The following is a 20,388-nucleotide window of genomic DNA, read 5'->3' as shown; positions in this document are numbered from 1 at the left end:
CGCGGTGAACCGCTGTGAACCGGCCGGGCGCCGCGACGGGTGTGAGGGAGCGCGCGGAGTGGGAAGCCGTGTGCGGGACGTCCGGGGCGTCCGGGTCCGGGGACGGCGGGAGGGAGTTCGGGAGATGGCCACTACGGCGGGTACGGCCCGGTCGGCCGCGAGTGCGCCGGACGGTCTGCGGCTGCCCGGGATCGTCCTCGGGGTGGGGCTCGGCGGGTTCCTCGACGGCATCCTGCTGCACCAGCTCCTCCAGTGGCACCACATGCTCACCAGCACCGACCACGACCACATCGGCGTGAAGTACTACGACCCCCACACGGTGTCTGGGCTGGAGATGAACACCGTGTGGGACGGAATCTTCCACACGGTCTGCTGGGTCGCGGTCATCGCAGGCCTGGGCATCCTGCACGCGCGGGTCACCCGCGACCGGCGGGCGGTGTGGGCGTCGCGGGCGCTGTGGGGCTGGATCCTGGCCGGCTGGGGACTGTTCAACCTCGTCGAGGGCCTCCTCGACCACCAGATCCTGGGCATCCACCATGTGCACGGCGGCCCGTACCAGGCCTGGTGGGACGCCGGATTCCTCCTCCTGGGCGGACTGCTGGTGGCCGGCGGCCTGCTGCTGCGGCGCGGCGGCCGTGGCTGATGGACGGCACGGAGCACATGCGTCACGACGGCACCGGTGCCGGATGGCCGTTCGCGGTGCCGGCCGTGCTGATCCTGCTCGCCGCCGCAGCCATCGCCTATCTGCTCGCCGTGCGCCGGGCCCGTCGCCGCAACCCCGCGCGGGGCTGGCCCCGCCTGCGCTCGGCATCGTTCCTGACGGGACTGGCGCTGACGGCGGTCGCGTCGCTGCCGCCGCTGGGCCCGGCCGCGCACACCGACTTCCGCGCGCACATGGCCCAGCACATGCTCGTCGGGATGTACGCGCCGCCGGCGCTGGTGCTGGGCGCACCGGTGACCCTGCTGCTGCGCGTGCTGCCGCCGGCCCGGGCCCGCCGCCTGACGGCGGTGCTGCACAGCCCTCCGGCACGGGTGGCGGTGCACCCCGCCGTGGCCCTGGTGCTGAGCACCGGCACCCTGGGGCTGCTGTACTTCACCCCGCTGTACGACACCGCGATGGACCGTCCCGCCGGGCACTGGCTGATGCTGGGGCACTTCCTGGTCTCCGGCTGCCTGTTCGTCCACGCCGTCGCGGGCCCCGATCCGGCGCCCGCCCGGCCGGGGGTCCGGACCCGGCTGGTGTACCTGGGCGTCGCCGTGGCCGCGCACGCCCTGATCGCGCAGGCGATGTACGGCGGGTTCCTCATCGACATCCACGCGCCCGTCGACCAGGTCCGGCAGGGCGCCGAGATCATGTACTACGGCGGCGACATCGCCGAACTCCTGCTCGCGGCCGTGCTGGTGGCCACCTGGCGGCCCGAGCGCCGCACCCGGGCCCCGGCCCCGCGCGGCCGTCTCGCGGGTGACTTTCCCTCAGGCTGACGGAAAATCTCCGTTCGGGTCGAAGCGCGTCCGCAAGGGATAACGCGACCCGTTCTGGGAACGCGAACATCTCCGTCCGGATACGCCGGTCAGGAACACAGCACGCCCGTCTGGGGAGAGCAGATGCCAGTACGCCCATGGTCCGCGGGGCCGGAATCGTCCCTCCGGGGCGCGATGCTGGCCGGCCGCTACCGCCTGGGCGCTCTGCTCGGGCGGGGCGGTGCCGCCGACGTCCACGAGGCCTTCGATCTCCAGCTGAGGCGGGCGGTCGCCGTGAAGGTGTTCCGTGCGGGCACCGGCGCGCAGACGGAGGAACGATTCGCCGAGGAGGCCCTGCTGCTGGCCCGGCTGGAGCATCCCGGACTCGTCACCGTCCACGACTACGGACGGGACAGGGGCCGGCCGTTCCTGGTCATGCAGCTCCTCAAGGGCTCGACGCTGCGCACCCGCGTCGCCGCGGGCATGCTGCCCCGCGCCCATGTGTGCGCCCTCGGCGCCGCTCTGGCGGAGGCCCTCGCGCACGTGCACGCCGCCGGGGTGGTGCATCGCGACGTCAAGCCGTCCAACATCCTCATGGACGAGGCGGGCGCCCCCCACCTGACCGACTTCGGGATATCCCGGCTGATCGACGCCACCGCGCACACCGCCGACGGCGCGCTGGTGGGCACCGCGGCATACCTGGCTCCCGAGCAGGTCGAGGGCCGCGAGGTGGGGCCCGCCGCGGACGTCTACGCCCTCGGTCTGACGCTGCTGGAGTGCCTCAAGGGACGGCTGGAGTACGACGGCGCCCCGCTGGAAGCGGCGATCGCCCGACTGCACCGAGCCCCGGTGATTCCGGCCTCCCTCGACGGCGAGCTGTCCCGCCTGTTGCGGGCCATGACCGCCCGGGAGGCGCGGGACCGCCCCGAGGCGGCCGGGTGCGCCGAGGCGCTGACCGCGCTGGTCGGGTCCAGGACCGTCCTCTCGTCCGGGACGTCCGGCACCGGCGGGGCGGACGCCCCGGTGTACGCCGCCGATCCCGAGCCGCTGCGGACGGTGGCGGCTCCGCGCCGGCTCCCGGCCGCCCGGCGCCTCGGCAGGCGGAACCTGGCCACGGCCGGGGCCGCGCTGACCACGCTGCTCGGCGTCGCCCTGACGGGATCGATCGGGGGCCTGACCGGTTCCGACGGCAGCACCGCCTCGGGCGCCGACGGCCACGGACCGACGGCTCGGGCGACCGGGCCGTCCGGCACCCCCTCGGCACCGGAGCACGGGACGACACACCCCGCCCCGGGGACACCCGCCGTGCGTTCCGCTCAGGATCCCGGTATCTCCTCATCCTCTGCGTCCACCGCGCACCAGGGGTCGGACGAGACCCATGGCACAGGGAGGGCGAAGGCAGCCGGGCCGCAGTCCCCGTCCAAGAAGTACAAGGCGCTGTGGGACGCCAAGAAGCCCAAGAAGCCGAGCGCCCCCAAGCACGGGAAGAAGCACTGACGGAGCACCCTGCCACTGGGCGGTGCCGAGGACGCCGTCGCCGACTCGTGGCGGACAGCCTCCCTGACACGGTGTCAGGGTCGTCTCAGGGTAGGGCCGGGGGTGTCACCGATGGTGGCCGGTGAGTGGTGGACGGCAGGATGATCCACATGCCGAATTCCACTGCTGACCGCCCCGTTCTCCCGTTCGCCCGCCGCGCCGCGGTGTCCGCCGCCGGCGTCGCCGCGCTCGTGGGCATCACGGCCGCGTACACACCGGGTACCGCCCACGCCGAGCCGGCTGCCGCCACCCCGTCGGCAGCCGACTTCAGCGACTGCCCGCCCCTGCCGTCCGGAGTGGACCCGGCCCGCTGGCGCTGCGAAGTGCACAAGGCGGCACCGAAGTTGACGATGGGCAAGCTCACCGTGGACCTCGCCCCGATCACCATGACGCACGCCGAGGGTCCGCTGCCGGACGGTACCGACGGGCAGGTGTGGGGGACGATGCGCACCACACCGACCGCCGTGTCCAAGGGCTTGGCGATACAGCCGGAGTACGGCGGCCGATCCGACTTCTACACCGGGAAGTTCAGTCTGCGCTTCCGGCTCCTGAGCCCCCTGCTGCGGCACAGTTGCACCATCGGGGCGGACGGTCCCGTCGACTTCCAGCTGAAGCGGTCGGGCCCTTCGGAGTGGCTCTCCCAGGATCCGCCGCTGATCAAGTTCTCCGCGTACGACGACACCTTCTCCGCCCCTGCCGCCGAACACTGCGGACCCCTGACCGCGTCCCTCAACCGAAGGCTCGGCCTGCCGGCGACGAGCGGAAACCTCATGACCTACGACGCCGTCTACACGTTCAAGACCTACGACCGGCTTCCGCAGCGCTGATCGCGCTGATCGCGTATCCGGCGGTGCGACGGGACCGGTCAGCCGGCAGCAGGGCTCCCAGCGAGGGCGAGGGCTCGAGTCCCAATTCCTCGTGCAGGACACGGCGGCATTGTTCATATTGGCGCAGTGCCGCACCCCTATTGCCGGCCGCCAAATGCGCCTTCACCAGGACGCGATGCGCGCTTTCCCGCAGGGGTTCCGTCCGTACCGCGGTGAGTCCGGCGGCGACCGCTTCACCATGACGTCGCGCCGCCGTCAGCCGTTCGGTCATCGCTTCCAGGGCATAAAGTCTCAGCTGACGATATTGCTCCTGTTCAATCAGCATCCAGTCGTGTTCCGGCCATTCCGGAAGGAGGTCCGCCGACAAGTCGGCCAGTGTCTCCATCGTGAGGATGTCCTCGCAGGAGTGTGATTTGTCGAGCAGTCGGTGTGCGCGCGCAACCGATTCGTGCAAGTCCACGGCGATGTGCTTGGCGATGGCCAGATCGCGCACCGATACCTCGATGATGGGGTGACCCATGCGGGTCGCCCTCCAGAGGGACGACCTCAGGTTTGCATTGGCACGCGAGGCTGTGACGTCCGGCCAGAGAATTCCGGCCACGTAGGTACGTGAACGCGGCATGTCCTGCAAGGCCAGAAAAGCGAGCAGTCGCTGCGTACTGGAGCAAACCGGAACGCGTGTATGGTCAACGGATAATGCGAAGCCCTTGAGCAACCTCAAGGTGATGCTGTGTGTTTGGCCGTGTGTTTGTCCGTTCATCGACGCCCCCGGTACCGATGTCGGCTTTCATGATCTTCGGTGCGGCTCTAGGGATGCTCGAAGCACATGTTACGAGCAAATCATGATCGCAGGTCGTTTCTTAGCGTGACAGGCGTCGGAAAGGAATCACCACCGCGTCGCGGAAACGTCACCCGTCCTGCTCAAGCAGCTCCTCGAGCCAGAGGCGTACCGCGTCGAGGACGGCGGTGGTCTTGCTCGCCGCGGTGGGGGGCTCCTGCTGCCCTCCGACCGCCTGGATGATGCGCGCGCGGAAGCCGTCGGACCCGCCGCCTTCCACCCATACCCGCAGTATCAGGACGCCGGACCGCGTCGAGGGGGTCTCCATGAGAGACCAAGTGTTCCCCACCGCTGTCACCCCGGCGTTGTCGGTCCGTGTCCGCCGCCGTCATCGCCGGCCGCGAGCACACCGCGGTGACGCCGGTGCGACGGGTTCGTCGCGGCCGGATCACATGGGGCTCTGCATTGTTCCGGCGTACGTCTTCAGCGCGGGCCGGGACGAGGGGGGCTTGGAGTGGGTGACTTCGGTGTGATCGCCGACGTCTCGTCGGGCATCGTCAGTGCTCTCACCCAGGCCCTGCGCGGGCTCAGTCAGGTGGAACCGCCGATCGCCGAACTCAACGACCTCTCGGAGACGGTGCAGACACCGCCGCCCAAACTCACCGTGTTCCTCTACGAGATCGCCGAGGACCCCACCTCGCGCAACCGTCCGCCGGTGCGTTCCCAGCCGCCCGGCCCGCCGACCACCCGCAAGCCGCCGATGGCCCTGCTGCTGCGCTATCTGATCACCCCCTGGGGCGGCGACCAGGCGACCCAGCACCGCATGCTCGGACGCGCCCTGCAGACCTTCTACGACGACGCGATCCTGGACGGCGCACAGCTGACCGGCAGCCTGGCGGGCAGCACCGACTCGCTGCACCTGACGCTGACACCGCTGACCCTCGACCAGAAGTCCTGGGTCTGGTACGCGATCCAGAAGCCCTACCGCCTGTCGCTGAACTACGAGATCCGCGTCGTCAATCTGGACTCGGCCGTCGAGACACCGGTGCGGCCCGTGCGGAGCCGGACCATCGAGGGGACGGCGACGCCATGAGCGCCTTCCTGCCCCTGGCCCGGTCGACCCTCCACAGCCCCGTCTGGCTGGTGCCGTTCGACGAGCATGCCCGGCGGGTGCTCCTGGCGGGCGTGGCGGTCCGCCTCGAACGGTTCGACGCCGCGGACGGCTGGCAGGCACTGGACGACAGGGCGGTGCGCACACCCAGCGGAGTCCTCGCCTTCCCGGGGCTCGGCAGGCGGAGCGAGCCGTGGACCGTCCCGCCGGAGCGCCACCGCGCCCTGTTCACGGCCCCCGGCTACCTGCCGCTGTACCCGGCCGACGACCAGCCGTTCACGGCCGGCCTCGCCGGCGTCGAGTTCCTCGTGCACCCCTATGACGACACCCATCCGCCGGCCGTGGAAGCGACACCGAGGCTGGTCCGGATGCTGCCGGCGGTCTCCTATCCCTACGCGCCGGGAGTGCGCACCGTCCACGGCGTCGTGGTCGACGCGGCCACCCGGGCGCCCGTCGCGAACGCGCTGGTGGAGGCCGCCGGGCACACCGGCGACGACCTGACGCCGTGGCGGGAACGGACCCTGGCCGACGCCGCGGGCGCCTTCCGGCTCGCCCTGCGGTGGGAGGGCGGGAAGGCCGCGGACAACCCCGCCGAGGAGACCTTCCGTCTGGAGGCCGTCGAACGGCCGGGCCGGGCGGGGGCGTTGACCGTACGCCTGCCCCAGGACGCCTCGCGCCGACACGTCATCGAGATCCGTGAGCAGTGAAGGAGCCATCCATGGCCGAGTATCTGAGCCCCGGGGTCTACGTCGAGGAGATCGACGCGGGGCCACGGCCGATCGCGGGCGTGAGCACGAGCACGGCCGGCATGGTCGGGGTCACCGCTCGCGGCCCGGCCACCGGCAAGCCCAAACTGGTCACGAACTTCCTGGAGTTCCAGACCGTCTTCGGCGGCTTCCTGCCCGAGCCCGAGGCGGGGGTCCGTGACGCCTGGGCCCAGAACCCCGCCGAAGGCGGCCGCTGGTGGCTGTTCCCGCTGGCCGTCAAGGGCTTCTTCGACAACGGCGGACAGCGGCTGTACGTGAAACGGGTCGTCGCCGCGGACGCCGCACCCGCCTCGGGCACCCTGGTGCGGGGCCTGGTGAGCCCCGTCGCCACCGACGCCGCGCGGGGCGCCACCAGCCTGCAGCTCGGCCATCTGATCGGGTTCACCGGGGCCGGCCAGCACATCGACATCTACCGGGGCGACGACCAGCAGCTCATCCACACCGCGGTGGTCTCCGGCTACGACATGACCAACCGCCGGCTCACCCTGGACACGGAGCTGACCGCCGAGGTCAGGACGGCCCGCGGCGACTACGTCCAGATCGGGCAGCGCGGCACCGACAAGACGCTGCGGCTGTCCGCGGTCAGCCCCGGAGCGTGGGGCGCGGCCGTCCAGGTGCGGATCCAGCCGATGGCCGGCGCCGCGCTGCCGGTGCTGCCCGATCCGCAGGAGGGCGCGCTGTTCATCACGCGCCTGGCCGCGGACGCGCCCCAGGACAGCGGGACGGTCGAGGTGGCCGCGGTGAGCGGGCTCGACCCCGACGAACTGCCCGCCGAGGTGTGGGTGCAGATCGACGCCCGCCGGTTCAAGGTCCAGGTGAGCCAGCCGGCCGACGGCAAGGTGACGCTGGCCTTCCCGGCGGGCACGACGCACGCGGCCTGGGACAGCGGACTCGCCGTGCGCCGCGTGCGCCGGGGCAACACCACGGCACATCCGACCCTGCGTGTCGGCGGCGCGAGCCGGCTGTACGAGGGCGCGGTCACCCAGCTCGACGACGGCACCACCATGACCGTACTGACCGTCGTGTCGGTCGCCGAGGACACGGTGACCTTCGACCGGAACGTGCCGGGAACGTTCTTCGAGGGCGACCGGATCCATGTGATCGAGGCCGAGGTCCGCACCCGGTTCACCGACCCGGGCGGCGCGTCGGTCACCGAGACGTTCCCCGGTCTCCGGCTCACCGGCGACAGCCCCGCGAACGTGACGACCGCTCTGGAGAGCCGGTCGCAGCTGGTCCGGGCCACGGCACTGGCCGGACTGTCCACCGACCCCACGCTGTTCCCGGTGCCCGCGACCGGCTCCTGGCTGACGCTGGCGGACGGCGACGACAAGTACGACGGCCTGAGCGTCGCCGATTTCGTCGGCACGGACGGCGGCAGCGGCCGGCGCACCGGCATCGTCGCCCTGGAGGACATCGACGAGGTGGCCGTCTGCGCGGTGCCCGGCATGTGGTCCGGCACCGTCGAGGCGGCCCTGGTCACCCACTGCGAGACGCTCAAGGACCGGTTCGCGATCCTGGACCCGCGCGACGGACTCGACATGGAGGGCATCCAGGCGTTCCGCGAGCCGTTCGACACCAAGTACGCGGCGCTGTACTACCCCTGGCTGGTCACCCGCGACCCGTCCACCGACCGTGACGTCGAGGTACCGCCGTCCGGCCACATGGCCGGCATCTACGCCCGGGTCGACGTGGAACGAGGTGTGCACAAGGCGCCCGCCAACGTGGTCATCAGGAGCATCAGGCAGACCGACGGCATCGCGCAGGACATCACCAAGCGCCACCAGGACCTGCTGAACCCCAAGGGCATCAACGCCCTGCGGTTCTTCCCCGGGTTCGGCCACCGGGTGTGGGGGGCGCGCACCCTGTCCTCGGACAGCTCCTGGAAGTACGTCAACGTCCGGCGGCTCTTCCTCTACCTGGAGGAGTCGATCGACGAGGGCACCCAGTGGGTGGTCTTCGAGCCCAACGACGAGGCGCTGTGGGCCGTGGTCCGCCAGACGGTCACCGACTTCCTCACCACGGTCTGGCGCAGCGGCGCGCTCGCCGGGACCACCGCCGCCGAGGCGTTCTTCGTCGCCTGCGACCGCACCACGATGACCGAGGACGACCTGGCGAACGGCAGGCTCGTCTGCGTCATCGGCGTCGCGCCGGTCTTCCCGGCCGAATTCGTGATCTTCCGGATCCAGCAGAAGACCAGCGAGACCCAACTCGCCTGACCCGCCCGACCGATGCACCTGCCCGAGCACCCGACCAAGCACCCGACCGAGGAGGGGCCACCATGCCACCCTTGCCGACGAGGGACGATCCCTACGCGTCGTACAACTTCAGGATCACCGTGAACGACGTCAGCAACGACGGTCTCGCGGTGAGCGGCTCCTTCACCGAGGTGAGCGGCCTGGAGCTGGAGATCCCGCCGATCGAGTACCGCAACGGCAGCGAGGACATCACCGTCCGCAAGATCCCGGGGCTGAAGAAGTTCACCAACCTCACCTTCAAGCGCGGCGTCACCGGCCACGTCGACTTCTGGAACTGGGTGGTCCTGGCGCTCCAGGGGACGGTGAAGCGCACCTCCGGCCTGATCGTGCTCGAGGACGAGAACCACCACGACGCCATGCGCTGGAGCTTCAGCCGGGGCTGGCCGACCAAGTACACGGGCCCCACGCTGAACGCCACCAAGAACGAGATCGCCATGGAGACGCTCGTCCTGGCGGTCGAGAAGCTGGAGATCCAGACCTGACATGGCCGGCGAAGCGCTTCCCGGCGTATCCCTGACGTCCGCCCCGCGCCGCTCGGACACCGAGCCGCTGCGCACGGACGTGGCGGCGTTCCTCGGCCGGTTCCGCCGCGGCCCGGTCGGCTCCCCGGTACGGGTGGAGAACTGGAACGACGTCGTGGGCGCCTTCGGACCGCCGGACGGCGCGTCGGCCACCCCGTACGCACTGCGCGGCTACTTCGAGAACGGCGGCCGTACCGCCTGGGTGCTCCGGGTCTCCGGTCCGGCCGCCACCGCCGAGGCCCGGTGGACGGCCGGAGACCTGAGCGGACTCACGGCCACCCGCTACCAGGTGGTCGCCACCAGCCCCGGCACGTGGGCCAACGGCGTACGCGTCGCCATCCGCTTCCAGGCCAGCACGGTCGCCGGACCGCCCACCATGAGTCTGCGGATCACGGTGCCCGGCGAGACCCCCGAGTCCTTCCCCGGCCTGCCGCTCGCCGAGGTGGCCGACCGGCTGACCGCGTCCCGCTACGTCCGGCTGCTCCCCGACGGCCCCGAGCCGCCCCCGGCGGCGACCGGCCCGATCTCGATGTCCTGGGAACTGACGCTCACGGGCGGCACCGACGCCCCGCCGGCCCGGCGGGAGTACACGGACGCCGTGACCGTGCAGTCCGAACTCCCCGAACCGGCACTGGTGGCGCTGCCCGACCTCGGCACGGACCTGTCCGGGACCGCGCACACGGACGCCGTCCTGGAACTGCTGAGCACCGTGTCCCCGCTGCTCGACCGGCTCGTCGTCCTGGACGTGCCGCCCGGGCTGTCCTGCGTGGACGACACGGTGGGGTGGGTGGAGTCACTGACCGCGACGGGCGACAGCGAACTGCTGAGCTGCGCGGCCGTCTACCACCCCGGGCTGCGCACCCCCGACGGCCCCGGGCTGCGCACCGTCCCGGCGTCCGGTCACGTCCTGGGCGTGATCGCCCGGCTCGACGGCGAGCGCGGAGCACACCACACGCCCGCGGGCGCCGTGATCCTGGAGGCCGTCGACCTCGCGGCCGACCTGCCGGAGCCACAGCAGGTCCGGCTGTTCGACGCGGGCGTCGACCTGATCCGGTGCACCCGGGGCCGGGGGCTGACGGTGTGGGGCGGACGCACCCTGTCCGCCGATCCCCGCAGCCGGTACGTGGCCCACCGCCGGCTGGTGCACCTGCTGGTGCGCGCGATCCGGCGGGTGGCGAGCCCGCTGGTGTTCGACGTCAACTCGCCCGAGCTGCGGCTGACCCTCGTCCGCGCGGTCACCTCGGTGCTCCTCGCCGCCTTCCGCACCGGCGCCCTGGCCGGGGCACGGCCCGAGCAGGCCTTCCAGGTGGTGTGCGACGACACCAACAACCCGCCGGAACAGGACCCGGGGCAACTGGTCTGCGAGATCGAGGTCGCCCCCGCCGTCCCCATGGAATTCGTCCGGCTGCGCCTCGTGCTCGGCCAGGACCGCGGCCTGGAGGTGATCGAGGCATGATGCAGGACCCGCTGCCCAAATACCGCTTCCTGGTGACGCTCGACCCCGGAGACGCGTATCTGCCGCCCGCCCAGGCGCTGCTGCTGCCCCTGGTCGCCTCCGGCGCGTTCCAGGAGGTCACCGGGCTCGGCGCGCAGCTGGAGGTGACGAGCTATCCGGAGGGCGGCCGCAACGACTCCGTCCACCAGCTGCCGCTGCGCCACTCGTGGAACCGGATCACCCTCAAGCGCGGGGTGGTCCGCGAAGCCGGCCTGTGGGCGTGGTACCAGGCCGGGCTCGCCGACTCGCTGGGCGCGCGCCGCGACGGCGCGGTGATCGTGCTCGCCCCGGACGGGACGCCCGGCGCGGCCTGGGCGTTCCACGGCGGGCTCGCCGCCAGATGGAGTGGCCCCGACCTGCACGCCGAACAGAACGCGATCGCGATCGAGTCGCTGGAGATCGCGCACGAGGGACTGACCAGAGTCGTCCAGGACACCGCCGCGGACGCCGCGTCGCGGCCGAGCCAAGGGAGGTGACCGGCGTGCCGAAGGTGACCATTCACCACCTCGAAGTCCGGTTCCAGGTGGAGGGCGACGACGGCGCCGTGTTCACCCGGCTGTTCAACAAGCACATCCAGGCCTGGGCGAAGCTGTACGAGACCGAGTGCGCCCGCACGCGGCACACCCGGGCCGAACGCAGCTTCGGCGACGGGGAGGAGCAGCCGTGAGCGTCACGCCCGTCTCCTTCGCCCGCCAGGGCGCCGCCCTGGCCCGCCTCGAGATCGTCCGGCCGGTCATCGCCGACGAACGGCAGCGCCGTATCCCGCTGCGGTTCAACCCCACCGACTACAAGCTGAGCAAGTCCAACACCTTCGCCGAGATCACCATCCCCGGCCTGGAGACACCGCCCCTGCAGTTCGTACGCGGCGGAACGGAGACACTCACCGTACAGGCGCTGGTCGACACCTCCGACACCCTGGAGAACGTACGCACCGCGTACGTCGCCGCCCTGCGGGGCCTGCTCAGGCCCGACAGCCGGGAACACGCGCCGCCCGTCGTCCGGTTCGTGTGGGACGAGGAGGTCTTCACCGGCGTCGTCGAGAAACTCGACGTCAACTACCAGCTGTTCCGGCCGGACGGAGTGCCTGTGCGGGCCCTGCTGGACCTCTCCCTCAAGGAGTTCCGCCCGGCCGCCGTCCAGGTCGCCGAGAGGCCGCGCTCCTCGCCCACGGTGGAGAAGAGCTACGTGGTGCGCCGCGGGGACACCCTCAGCTCCATCTCCGCCGCGCTGTACCGGCGGCCCGACGCCTGGCGGGAACTGGCGCGGGCCAACGGGATCAGCGATCCACGCGACCTCAGGCCGGGCCGGGTGCTGACCGTGCCCCGGCTGCCGTGAGGAGCGCGCGATGAGCTCTCCCACACCGGAGGTCGCCTCCCCGGACCGGTACGCGCCCGAGTTCGAAGTGCGCATCGAGGGACTGGAGATGGACCCCTCCACCAAGAACGACATCCTCGACATCAAGGTGAACCGGGACCTCGACGAGATGTCCGGCTTCGACCTCACCCTGAACAACTGGGACGACGCCAACCTCAGGTTCAAGCACAGCGATTCACCGAAGTTCCGGCTCGGCGGCCGGGTCTCGGTCCGGCTCGGCTACGCCGACAAGCTGCTCACCGTCGCCACCGGCACCATCTCCACGCTCAGCCCCAAATTCACCGACGGGGCGTCCCCCACCGTCCAGGTCAGCGGCGTCGACGGGCTGCTCAGGCTCAAGGACCGCAAACCCACCGAGAACGAGACCAAGGTCTACCGCGACCTGCCCGACTGGCGGATCGCCGAGCAGATCGCCCAGCGCAACCACCTGCGGATCGAGGTCACCCGTGAGGGCCCGACCCACGACCTCGTGGTGCAGAAGAACCAGGACGACGCGAGCTTCCTGCTGGAACGCGCCAAACGGCTCGACTTCGACTGCTACATCCTGCCGGACCCGGTCACCGGCGAGGACACGCTCTACTTCACCAGACCGACCGACGGCCGCGACGGCCGCCCGATCCGGGTGTACCGGCTGGCGTACGCGCCGGGCCTGTCCACCGGCCCCACCGCCCAGCCGGCGGGACTGATCCCCAACCTGCTGGACTTCACCCCGACGCTGACGGTCTCCCAGCAGGTCAGCAAGCTCACCGTACGCGGCTGGGACCCCCGCACCAAGCAGGCCATCGCGTTCACCGCGACCGCCGAGAACCTCCCCGCCGGGCAGAACTCCGCCGACGGGCAGAGCGGGCCGCAGGTCGCCGAGTCCACGCTCCAGGGCCGCCAGGAGGTCATGGTCGACGCGCCGGTCACCAGCGACCAGGAGGCCCGCGACCTGGCGATCAGCCTGCTGCGGGAGCGCGCCTACGAGTTCATCACCGCGACCGGCAAGGTCGCGGGCCTGCCCGAACTGCGGCCCGGCGACAACCTGGAGATCTACGGCCTCGGCCGCCGCTTCTCCGGCACCTACTTCGTCAAACGGGTCGAGCACACCCTCAACACCAGCGGTTTCTTCACCCAGTTCACCGGACGGCGGATCCACCAGGGGGACCAGTGACCACCAGGACCACGCCACGGGCCCGCAGCACCGACAAGCGGTACTACGGCGTCGTCGAAGCGCTCGTCGTGGAGAACGAGGGCGACGACGAGGGCCGGGTCAAGCTGCAGTTCCCGTGGTTCGACGGCACCACGGTCACCGAATGGTGCCGGGTCGGCCAGCTCTACGCGGGAAACGGCTACGGCGCCGTGTTCGTCCCCGAGAGGGGCGACGAGGTGCTCGTCGCCTTCGTCCACGGCGACATGCGGTTCCCCATCGTCCTGGGCGGCCTGTACAACGGCCAGGACAAGCCGCCCGCCGCCCGCGCCGACGGCCGCGACCAGAAACTCATCCGGACCAAGCACGGCCACCAGGTACTCCTGGACGACACCGCCTCCCACGCCGCCGTACGGATCACCTCGGCCGCCGGCCATGTGGTGGAACTGGACGACCAGGGCAAGGCGGTCCGGATCACCGCCGCCGCGGGCGGCAGCGTCACCGTGTCCGCGCAGGGCGAGATCACCATCAAGGCGCCGAAGGTGACCGTCGACTCCGCCTCCGTCGAACTCGGCGCCGGCGCCACCGAACCCCTGGTCCTCGGCAACGCACTGCTCCAGGCGTTCAACACGCACACGCATCCGTCGGCCGCCGGACCCACCGGACCGCCCACCCCGCCGCTGACCCCGGCCGTGCTGGCCAAGAAGGCGAGGACGGCATGAGCGAGGACTTCCTCGGCACCGGCTGGCGGTTTCCCGTCCTGCCCGACGAGAGCGGCCGGCTCGGCTACGCCGTGGGCGAGGAGAGCATCGAGCACTGTCTGCGGGCGCTGCTCCTCACCGGCCGGGGCGAACGCGTCATGCAGCCCGAACTCGGCACCCGCGCACCGGACCTGGTGTTCGCGCCCGGCAGTGTGCAGAACCTGCGCGACCTGGAGAACTCCATCGCCGAGGCCGTCCGCGCGTACGAGCCCCGGGTCGAGCTCGACGAGGTCCGGGCGGAGGCGGACCCCGCCGACGCGTCACGGGTCACCGTCTCGGTCGTCTACCGCGTCCGGCGCAGCAACACCAAGGCGAACCTGGTGTTCCCGTTCTACGCGGGCCTCGCCGGCCCGGCCGGGAGCGCCTCATGACCGTGCCCGCACCCCGGCTGGACGACCTCACCTGGGCCGACATGATGGCGGCCGTCCGCCGCCGGATCCCCGCCGAGTCGGACGGCACCTGGACCCTGCACGCGCCCGTCGACCCGGGCGTCACCCTCCTCGAACTCCTCGCCTACCTCCTCGAACAACGGCTGTACTGGCTCGACCAGGTACCCGACGCGCTGGTCGTCGCCATACTGCGCCTGCTCGGCGTCGACCCGCCGCGCCCCGCCCGGCCCGCGGCCACCGTGCTGCGGCTGTCCGCCCGGCAGCAGGACACGGCGGTCCCGGTCGTCCCCGCCGGAACCCCACTGACCCGGGACCCGGCGGGAAACATCGTCTTCACCCTCGACGACGACGTCACCGTCCTCCCGCTCGCCGCGGACCGGGACGTCACCGTGTGGACCGACCGGGACCGCACGGCCGACCTGAGGGCCCGCCGGGGCGTTCCGCTCCTGGCCGCCGACGGCGGGCCCGCCCAGGCCCGGTTCACCCTGCCCCTCACCGGGGACCGGCCCGCGCCCGGCCCGGTCTGTCTCCTCGTCGAACTGGACACACCGGCCGCAGCCGTGGCGTCCTGGCTGCCCGGCGCGGTCCCCGACGTACCGCCCCCGGCGGAGCTGACCTGGTCCTGGTTCCGGCCGGGCTCCGACATCACCGGCCCGTTCGAGAAGTTCGAGAAGGTGGAAGACGGCACGGCCGGGCTGCGGCGGTCCGGGATCGTCCGGCTGTACCCGCCCGCCGGCTGGTCCACCCGGGACACCGGCGTGCTGGTGTCGACCCCCGCCGCGACCTACGCGGCACCGCCCCGCCTGCTCCAGCTCGCCGTCAACGTCTGTGCCGCCCGTCACCGCAGGCCGTACACGGTGCACGGCGCCGACCTGGCGGACCAGACGGGCGCCTGGCTCAAACTTCCCGGCCAGCACCTCCTCCTGCCGGGCGCCGCCGGGCGTCTCCTGGCGGCGGCGGTGCGGCTGGCGGGTCAGGACTGGCAGCCGGTGCCGGACCTCACCTTCGGCGCTCCGGCCGACCGCGTCTACGTCCTCGACCGGACCGAGGGCGCGGTGGTCTTCGGTGACGGCCTCACCGGGCGCGTCCCCCGCCCGGACCCGGACGTCACGGTCGACTACGTGGTCGGCGGCGGCCGGGACGGCAACGGCGGACTGACCGCGAACTGGTTCCCGGTCCCGGACTCCCCGGCGGCACTCGGCGCGGTCACCGCCGCCAACCTCGTGCGCGCCGAGGGCGGCGAGGACCCCGAGACCGTCACCGCCGCGCGACAGCGCGCGGCCGCGGTCCTGGGAGAGGTGACCCGGGCGGTCACCGCCGACGACTTCGTCACCCTCGCCCGGACGACGCCCGGCGTCGCCGTCGCCCGCGCCCACGCGTCCCCCGGCGAGCACCCCGGATTCGCGTGCGCGCCGGTGCCCGGCGCGGTCTGCGTCCACATCGTCCCCGCGGCGCCGCGCACCGACCTCGCCCGGGAGGACTTCGTCGCCGCGCCCCGGCCCGACCCGGGCATGCTCGGCGCGGTCGCCGCCCGCCTCGACCAGGCACGGCTGCTCACCGCCGAGGTCTTCGTGCGCGGGCCCCGCTACCGCGATGTCGCCCTCCGGGTCGACCTGTCGGGCGGTCCCGCCGACCGCGCCCGGGTGTCCGCCGCGGTCACCACCGCGCTGCGCCGCTTCCTCGACCCGCTGGTCGGCGGCGAGGCGCGGGAAGGCTGGCCGTTCGGGGAGGCGCTGCGCCCCTCGGCCCTGCTGCGGGCGGCCCAGACGGCGCTCGGGGACCTCGCGGACGTGGCCGGAGTCGCGATCGGCCTGGACGGCGCCGACCCGGACGAGGACTGCCACGACGTGGGGCTGCGCTCCGGTGAACTGCCCGTGCTGCGCTCGGTCCGCACCCGGATCGTGACGGCCGTGGAACCGGGGGAGGGTCTGGCATGACCGGCGAGGTGTGGTGGGAGAAGGACACGGGGAAGGACCCTGGGAAGGACCCTGGGAAGGACACCGCGGACGAGCGCGCGCTCGTACCGGGGCCCGGGCCGTCCGGCGTCCAGCCCGAGCTGGTCGAGGCGACCGCGGAGGCCGTCCGCTCCGACGTACACGGCAGGATCGCCGGGTACACCCCGGACTGGACCGACCCCGACCGCCAGGACGCCGGCGTCGCCCTCGTACGCCTCTTCGGCACGCAGGCCGAACCCGTGCTCACCCGGGTCAACCGGCTCCCGGAGAAGCTGCTCGCCGAGCACCTGGCGACGGCCGGTGTGGCACGCCGGCCCGCCGGGGCGGCCGCCGCACTGCTGGAGTTCACCGTGAACCCGCCGGACGGCGCGTCCGTCCTGATCCCGGCCGGCTTCCAGAGCGCGGCGTCCACCCCGGACGGCCAGGTGGTCTACGAGACGGACGACGATCTGTACGCCACCCCGGCGACCCTCGCCGCGCTCGCCGTGCAGCAGGGCGGAACCCTCGAGGACCTGCCGCTGGGGCCGGCCGGACCGGGCCGCCCGTTCGCCCCGTTCGGCCGGGACCCCCAGCCCGGCGACGGCCTGTGGATCGGTCTCGCCGGAACCGCCGCCCCCTACCCGCGGCTCACCCTGGGCCTGGTGGTCACCGCCGCCACCCCCGCCCCCGTCGCCTCCGGCGGCCTCACCCCCCTGCCGCTGCCGGCCGCGCCCCTGCTGCGCTGGGACGTCCTCGACGGCACCCGGCTCGTGCCCGCCGAGCTGATGCGCGACTCCACGGCCGGGCTGAGCGCCGGCGGGACCATAGAGCTCAGGGTTCCGCGCTCCTGGGAGCCCGGCAGCCCGCCCGGCCCCCGGCCGAGGCCCCGACTGCGCTGGCTGCGCCTGCGGATCGCCCAGGGCGCCTTCACCGGGGCCGCGCCGGTGCTCTCGGGGCTGCGGCTGAACACGGTCCCGGCCACGGCCGCCCGAACGGTCCGGGACGAGCCGCTGCAACCGGTGCGGACCCCGGGAGCGGACGGCCGAAGGCACATGACGCTCAGTCAGGTTCCCATCCTCGCCGGATCCCTCGTCATCGAGGTCGACGACGACACCGGCGGCGACGTCTTCGGCACCACCGCCCGGTCCTCCTCGCGCTGGCGGGAGGTGGAGAGCCTGGCCGGGTACGGCGCCGACGACCGGGTGTTCACCGTGGACCACGCCACCGGAGAGGTCACCTTCGGCGACGGCGTCGACGGCGCGGCCGTACCACCCGGCTTCCGCAACGTCCGGGCCGTGCGCTACCGGGTCGGCGGTGGCAGCGCCGGCGCCGTGAAGGCCGGCGCCGTCAAGGCAGTGGTGACCGCGCTGCCGTTCGTCACCGGCGTCAACAACCCCTTCCCGGCCGCCGGGGGAACGGACGCCGAGCCGGACGCCGGCGCGATGCGCCGGGGCGTGGGACAGCTGCGGGTCCGGGGCCGGGCCGTGGCACCCGCAGACTACGGCCTCCTCGCCCCCGACGCGCCCGGCGCCTCGGTGGCCCGCGCCCAGGGCGTGGCCGGCCTGCACCCGGGGTTCCCCGGAGTGCCCATCCCCGGTGTGGTGGGGGTGCTCGTCGTACCGCCTGGCGACGACAGCGGAGAGCCGCCGGTCCCCACCGACGCGACGCTGCGGGCCGTCACCGGCTTCCTGACCCGCGAGGTCGCGCCCGCCGGGGTCACGGTGGTGGCCGCCCCGGCCACGTACCGCAGGGTCGCCGTGGAGGCATGGGTGACCTTCGACGAGGACCAGGACAGGGCGACCGTCCTGGCGCGGGCGGGTGACGCGGTCCGCGCCTACCTGGATCCGGTGCACGGCGGGGAGGACGGCGCGGGCTGGCCGTTCGGCGGCGCGCTCAGGCACACGGCGCTGGTCCGGCGCCTCCTCGCGGCCGACGGTGTCCTCGCCGTCTCGCGGCTCTCACTCGTCGTCGACGGGATGCGCCGGCCGCCGTGCACCGACCACGCGATCCCGCCGCACACCCTCGTGTGGCCGGAGCGCCCGCTGCTGATCCCGGTAGGAGACCGGTCATGACGTGCATCCCGCACCCCGCCACCTTCCGCCTCCTCGACGCCTATGTCGGCTGGGAGGAGCCCGTCGGCGGCGAGCCGGGGACGGACGGCGTCGTCGGGTTCGACGACCCGGCCGGAATCCGGCTGGCCCACCGCGGCCCCGCGCCGGACGGTCCCACCAGGGAGCAGCTGCTGCCGTGGTTCCCCGACGCCCGCCTCGCCCCGGGGTGCGGCCCGTGCGCCTGGTACCTGCTCGTCCCGGACGGACCGCGGCTGCTGCGCCGCGACGCCTGCACCGGGACCTGGACGTCCGTGTGGCCGTCCGGATGCGGCCCCGCCGAGCTGAGCGAGCCCCTCTCCGTGGCCGCGCGGGGACACCGGCTGGCCGTGGTGGACCACGACCGGGTCCTGGTGTGGCGCCGCGAGGGCGAACAGCTCGCCGGTGTGATCAGGGCCGAGCGGCCCCGGTGGGCCGCGCTCGCACCCGGCGACGAGGTGCTCGTGGCCTGCCAGGGGAGCACGGACCTGCGCCGGTTCGACTCCACGGGCGCCTCCCACGGGGTGCTGCGCACCGGAGTGCGGGGAGAGGTCGTCGGGCTGCGCACCGGCGGGGACCGGACGGTCTGGCTGCTCACCGAGGACGACGGCCGGCTGAGCATCCACCGGGGCGCCGCCAGCGGCCGGCCCGCGCGCTTCCACGTCGTCACCCTGGACGAACTCGCCGCGGCCCTGCCGCCGTCCGCGCTCGTCTCGGCCGACGAGGACGGGTTCTGCCTGCGGGAGGACGGCCCGGACGGCGCGGTGACGACCTGCCGCGCCTGGCAGGGCGGGCCGCGGCAGACCCCGCCCGCCGCGACCGCCCCGTACGTCACCGGCGGGACCCTGCTCACCGGGCTGATCGACAGCGGCATCTCCCGCTGCCGCTGGCACCGGGTACGCGTGGACGCCGATGTGCCCGCCGGCACGGCGGTCGCGGTGGACATCGTGGTGACCGAGGACGGCCGGTACGAGGAGACCGACTGGCAGGCGGCGCCCCCCGGAGTCACGGACTTCCTCGTCGACCAGCCTCCCGGCCGCCGGCTGAGGCTCCGGCTGCGGCTCTCCGGCGACGGCGGCGCGACACCCGTCGTACGCCGGATCCGCCTCGACTTCCCCCGCGTCACCAGCGCCGAACTCCTGCCGCCCGCCTACCGCACGGACCCCGCGGCCGACGACTTCACCGAGCGCTTCCTGTCGCTGTTCGACGCCTCGCTCGCCGACCTCGACCGGGTCGTCGAGCGCTATCCGGCGCTGCTCGACCCGGCCGGTGTCCCGGAGCGGGTGCTGCCGTGGCTGGCCGGGCTGCTCGGCCTGTCCTTCGAGGCCGGCTGGGACGCCGCGACCCGGCGCGCGCTGCTGGCGGCGGCCCCGGCGCTGTACCGGCGCAGGGGCACACCGTGGGCGCTGCGGGAGGCGGTGCGCATCGTGTTCGGGGTGAGCCCGGTCGTCGAGGAGTCGGCGTCGGACCGGCGCTGGGCGTGGCTGCGCGAGGCCGCCGGGCACGGGAGCGGTCCGGGCCTGGGTGCCGTGCGGCTGTTCGGCCGGTCGGCGAGCCGTTTCCGGGTCGGCGGCTCGGCGCTCGGCTCCGCCCCGCTGCGGGCGTTCGGGGCCCCGGACAGTGACCCGCTCACCGCGCACGCGCACCGGTTCCGGGTGCTGCTGCCCGCGGGGCCGGCGGACGGGACGGCGCTGCGGCGGCTGGTGGAACGGCAGGCCCCGGCCCACACGGTGGGGTCGGTGCGGACCGGCGACGCGGGTTTCGTGGTCGGTACGCGGTCCACGGTCGGCGTGGACACCGCGTTCGTACCGCTGCCGCCTCCCGTGCTGGGCGGCGAACGTCCCCTGCGGCTGGGCCGCGACGGGGTGCTCAGGGCAGGACCGAGAGGGGCGCGCCGAGGGGTGGGCGTGGGAGTCGTCTCCGCCGTCGGTGTGCATACGCGAGCTGTGTGAGAGGACAGGCG

20 protein-coding genes are annotated in these 20,388 nt (G+C 73.0%); 18 read left to right on the top strand and 2 right to left on the bottom strand.

Annotation, left to right across the window (positions count from 1 at the left end; genetic code table 11):
• Positions 1–124: 124 nt before the first annotated feature.
• From ACH45E_RS21210 to ACH45E_RS21195, 4 genes are all read left to right on the top strand, one after another.
• Positions 125–643, top strand: coding sequence for a DUF2243 domain-containing protein (locus tag ACH45E_RS21210; RefSeq protein ID WP_361445064.1), 519 nt, complete (start codon positions 125–127; stop codon positions 641–643).
• Complete coding sequence (locus tag ACH45E_RS21205; RefSeq protein WP_399041203.1) at positions 643–1,482, top strand: cytochrome c oxidase assembly protein; 840 nt, start codon at positions 643–645, stop codon at positions 1,480–1,482. The genes ACH45E_RS21210 and ACH45E_RS21205 overlap by 1 nt, the downstream gene beginning before the upstream one ends.
• A 123-nt stretch (positions 1,483–1,605) precedes the next feature.
• Complete coding sequence (locus ACH45E_RS21200; protein WP_361445058.1) at positions 1,606–2,958, top strand: protein kinase; 1,353 nt, start codon at positions 1,606–1,608, stop codon at positions 2,956–2,958.
• Between the two features lie 149 nt (positions 2,959–3,107).
• Positions 3,108–3,824 carry a hypothetical protein gene (locus ACH45E_RS21195; RefSeq protein ID WP_361445055.1) on the top strand — a complete coding sequence of 239 codons (717 nt, stop codon included), beginning with the start codon at positions 3,108–3,110 and terminating at the stop codon, positions 3,822–3,824.
• On the opposite strand, the gene ACH45E_RS21190 is transcribed toward ACH45E_RS21195, so the two are convergent.
• Positions 3,793–4,344: a bacterial transcriptional activator domain-containing protein gene (locus tag ACH45E_RS21190; RefSeq protein WP_361445052.1), complete on the bottom strand. Its 552-nt coding sequence runs from the start codon at positions 4,342–4,344 to the stop codon at positions 3,793–3,795. The genes ACH45E_RS21195 and ACH45E_RS21190 overlap by 32 nt on opposite strands.
• 388 nt (positions 4,345–4,732) lie before the next feature.
• Positions 4,733–4,930: a hypothetical protein gene (locus tag ACH45E_RS21185; RefSeq protein ID WP_361445049.1), complete on the bottom strand. Its 198-nt coding sequence runs from the start codon at positions 4,928–4,930 to the stop codon at positions 4,733–4,735.
• A 186-nt stretch (positions 4,931–5,116) separates the two neighbouring features.
• On the opposite strand from ACH45E_RS21185, the gene ACH45E_RS21180 reads away from it, so the two are divergent.
• The 14 genes from ACH45E_RS21180 (at position 5,117) to ACH45E_RS21115 (ending at position 20,377) form a co-directional block, all read left to right on the top strand.
• Positions 5,117–5,695, top strand: coding sequence for a DUF4255 domain-containing protein (locus tag ACH45E_RS21180; RefSeq protein ID WP_361445046.1), 579 nt, complete (start codon positions 5,117–5,119; stop codon positions 5,693–5,695).
• Positions 5,692–6,420, top strand: a complete 729-nt coding sequence (locus ACH45E_RS21175; RefSeq protein WP_361445043.1) for a carboxypeptidase regulatory-like domain-containing protein — start codon at positions 5,692–5,694, stop codon at positions 6,418–6,420. Before ACH45E_RS21180 ends, ACH45E_RS21175 begins: the two co-directional genes overlap by 4 nt.
• An 11-nt stretch (positions 6,421–6,431) precedes the next feature.
• Positions 6,432–8,696, top strand: a complete 2,265-nt coding sequence (locus ACH45E_RS21170) for a phage tail sheath C-terminal domain-containing protein (protein ID WP_361445040.1) — start codon at positions 6,432–6,434, stop codon at positions 8,694–8,696.
• Positions 8,697–8,758: 62 nt separating this feature from the next.
• Positions 8,759–9,217 (top strand): phage tail protein, encoded by a 459-nt coding sequence (locus tag ACH45E_RS21165; RefSeq protein ID WP_361445037.1) that lies wholly within the window; start codon positions 8,759–8,761, stop codon positions 9,215–9,217.
• A gap of 1 nt (position 9,218) precedes the next feature.
• Positions 9,219–10,712, top strand: a complete 1,494-nt coding sequence (locus ACH45E_RS21160) for a phage tail protein (RefSeq protein WP_361445034.1) — start codon at positions 9,219–9,221, stop codon at positions 10,710–10,712.
• Positions 10,709–11,227 carry a phage tail protein gene (locus ACH45E_RS21155; RefSeq protein ID WP_361445031.1) on the top strand — a complete coding sequence of 173 codons (519 nt, stop codon included), beginning with the start codon at positions 10,709–10,711 and terminating at the stop codon, positions 11,225–11,227. Before ACH45E_RS21160 ends, ACH45E_RS21155 begins: the two co-directional genes overlap by 4 nt.
• Before the next feature lie 5 nt (positions 11,228–11,232).
• A complete protein-coding gene (locus ACH45E_RS21150; RefSeq protein WP_361445028.1) occupies positions 11,233–11,418 on the top strand; it encodes a putative phage tail protein in 186 nt (61 codons plus the stop codon).
• Positions 11,415–12,086, top strand: a complete 672-nt coding sequence (locus ACH45E_RS21145; RefSeq protein WP_361445025.1) for a LysM peptidoglycan-binding domain-containing protein — start codon at positions 11,415–11,417, stop codon at positions 12,084–12,086. The genes ACH45E_RS21150 and ACH45E_RS21145 overlap by 4 nt, the downstream gene beginning before the upstream one ends.
• A 10-nt stretch (positions 12,087–12,096) precedes the next feature.
• On the top strand, positions 12,097–13,278 hold the full coding sequence (locus ACH45E_RS21140) for a type IV secretion protein Rhs (RefSeq protein WP_361445022.1): 1,182 nt from the start codon (positions 12,097–12,099) through the stop codon (positions 13,276–13,278).
• Positions 13,275–13,976, top strand: a complete 702-nt coding sequence (locus ACH45E_RS21135; protein ID WP_361445019.1) for a phage baseplate assembly protein V — start codon at positions 13,275–13,277, stop codon at positions 13,974–13,976. The genes ACH45E_RS21140 and ACH45E_RS21135 overlap by 4 nt, the downstream gene beginning before the upstream one ends.
• Positions 13,973–14,386: a GPW/gp25 family protein gene (locus ACH45E_RS21130; protein ID WP_361445016.1), complete on the top strand. Its 414-nt coding sequence runs from the start codon at positions 13,973–13,975 to the stop codon at positions 14,384–14,386. Before ACH45E_RS21135 ends, ACH45E_RS21130 begins: the two co-directional genes overlap by 4 nt.
• Positions 14,383–16,341, top strand: coding sequence for a baseplate J/gp47 family protein (locus ACH45E_RS21125; protein WP_361445013.1), 1,959 nt, complete (start codon positions 14,383–14,385; stop codon positions 16,339–16,341). The genes ACH45E_RS21130 and ACH45E_RS21125 overlap by 4 nt, the downstream gene beginning before the upstream one ends.
• On the top strand, positions 16,338–18,410 hold the full coding sequence (locus tag ACH45E_RS21120) for a putative baseplate assembly protein (RefSeq protein ID WP_361445010.1): 2,073 nt from the start codon (positions 16,338–16,340) through the stop codon (positions 18,408–18,410). Before ACH45E_RS21125 ends, ACH45E_RS21120 begins: the two co-directional genes overlap by 4 nt.
• Positions 18,407–20,377 (top strand): phage tail protein I, encoded by a 1,971-nt coding sequence (locus ACH45E_RS21115; protein ID WP_361445007.1) that lies wholly within the window; start codon positions 18,407–18,409, stop codon positions 20,375–20,377. Before ACH45E_RS21120 ends, ACH45E_RS21115 begins: the two co-directional genes overlap by 4 nt.
• Positions 20,378–20,388 lie beyond the last annotated feature (11 nt).

It is taken from the genome of Streptomyces sp. NPDC020299, assembly GCF_044387825.1.
Classification (GTDB): Bacteria; Actinomycetota; Actinomycetes; order Streptomycetales; family Streptomycetaceae; genus Streptomyces.
Note: the sequence above shows the minus strand (reverse complement) of the source record. Positions and strands in the feature narration are given on the sequence as shown.

Coding starts and splice junctions, on each gene's coding strand:
- ACH45E_RS21210 (WP_361445064.1), top strand. CDS start 125: ATGGCCACTACGGCGGGTACGGCCCGGTCGGCCGCGAGTGCGCCGGAC.
- ACH45E_RS21205 (WP_399041203.1), top strand. CDS start 643: ATGGACGGCACGGAGCACATGCGTCACGACGGCACCGGTGCCGGATGG.
- ACH45E_RS21200 (WP_361445058.1), top strand. CDS start 1,606: ATGCCAGTACGCCCATGGTCCGCGGGGCCGGAATCGTCCCTCCGGGGC.
- ACH45E_RS21195 (WP_361445055.1), top strand. CDS start 3,108: ATGCCGAATTCCACTGCTGACCGCCCCGTTCTCCCGTTCGCCCGCCGC.
- ACH45E_RS21190 (WP_361445052.1), bottom strand. CDS start 4,344: ATGGGTCACCCCATCATCGAGGTATCGGTGCGCGATCTGGCCATCGCC.
- ACH45E_RS21185 (WP_361445049.1), bottom strand. CDS start 4,930: ATGGAGACCCCCTCGACGCGGTCCGGCGTCCTGATACTGCGGGTATGG.
- ACH45E_RS21175 (WP_361445043.1), top strand. CDS start 5,692: ATGAGCGCCTTCCTGCCCCTGGCCCGGTCGACCCTCCACAGCCCCGTC.
- ACH45E_RS21170 (WP_361445040.1), top strand. CDS start 6,432: ATGGCCGAGTATCTGAGCCCCGGGGTCTACGTCGAGGAGATCGACGCG.
- ACH45E_RS21165 (WP_361445037.1), top strand. CDS start 8,759: ATGCCACCCTTGCCGACGAGGGACGATCCCTACGCGTCGTACAACTTC.
- ACH45E_RS21160 (WP_361445034.1), top strand. CDS start 9,219: ATGGCCGGCGAAGCGCTTCCCGGCGTATCCCTGACGTCCGCCCCGCGC.
- ACH45E_RS21155 (WP_361445031.1), top strand. CDS start 10,709: ATGATGCAGGACCCGCTGCCCAAATACCGCTTCCTGGTGACGCTCGAC.
- ACH45E_RS21140 (WP_361445022.1), top strand. CDS start 12,097: ATGAGCTCTCCCACACCGGAGGTCGCCTCCCCGGACCGGTACGCGCCC.
- ACH45E_RS21130 (WP_361445016.1), top strand. CDS start 13,973: ATGAGCGAGGACTTCCTCGGCACCGGCTGGCGGTTTCCCGTCCTGCCC.
- ACH45E_RS21125 (WP_361445013.1), top strand. CDS start 14,383: ATGACCGTGCCCGCACCCCGGCTGGACGACCTCACCTGGGCCGACATG.
- ACH45E_RS21120 (WP_361445010.1), top strand. CDS start 16,338: ATGACCGGCGAGGTGTGGTGGGAGAAGGACACGGGGAAGGACCCTGGG.
- ACH45E_RS21115 (WP_361445007.1), top strand. CDS start 18,407: ATGACGTGCATCCCGCACCCCGCCACCTTCCGCCTCCTCGACGCCTAT.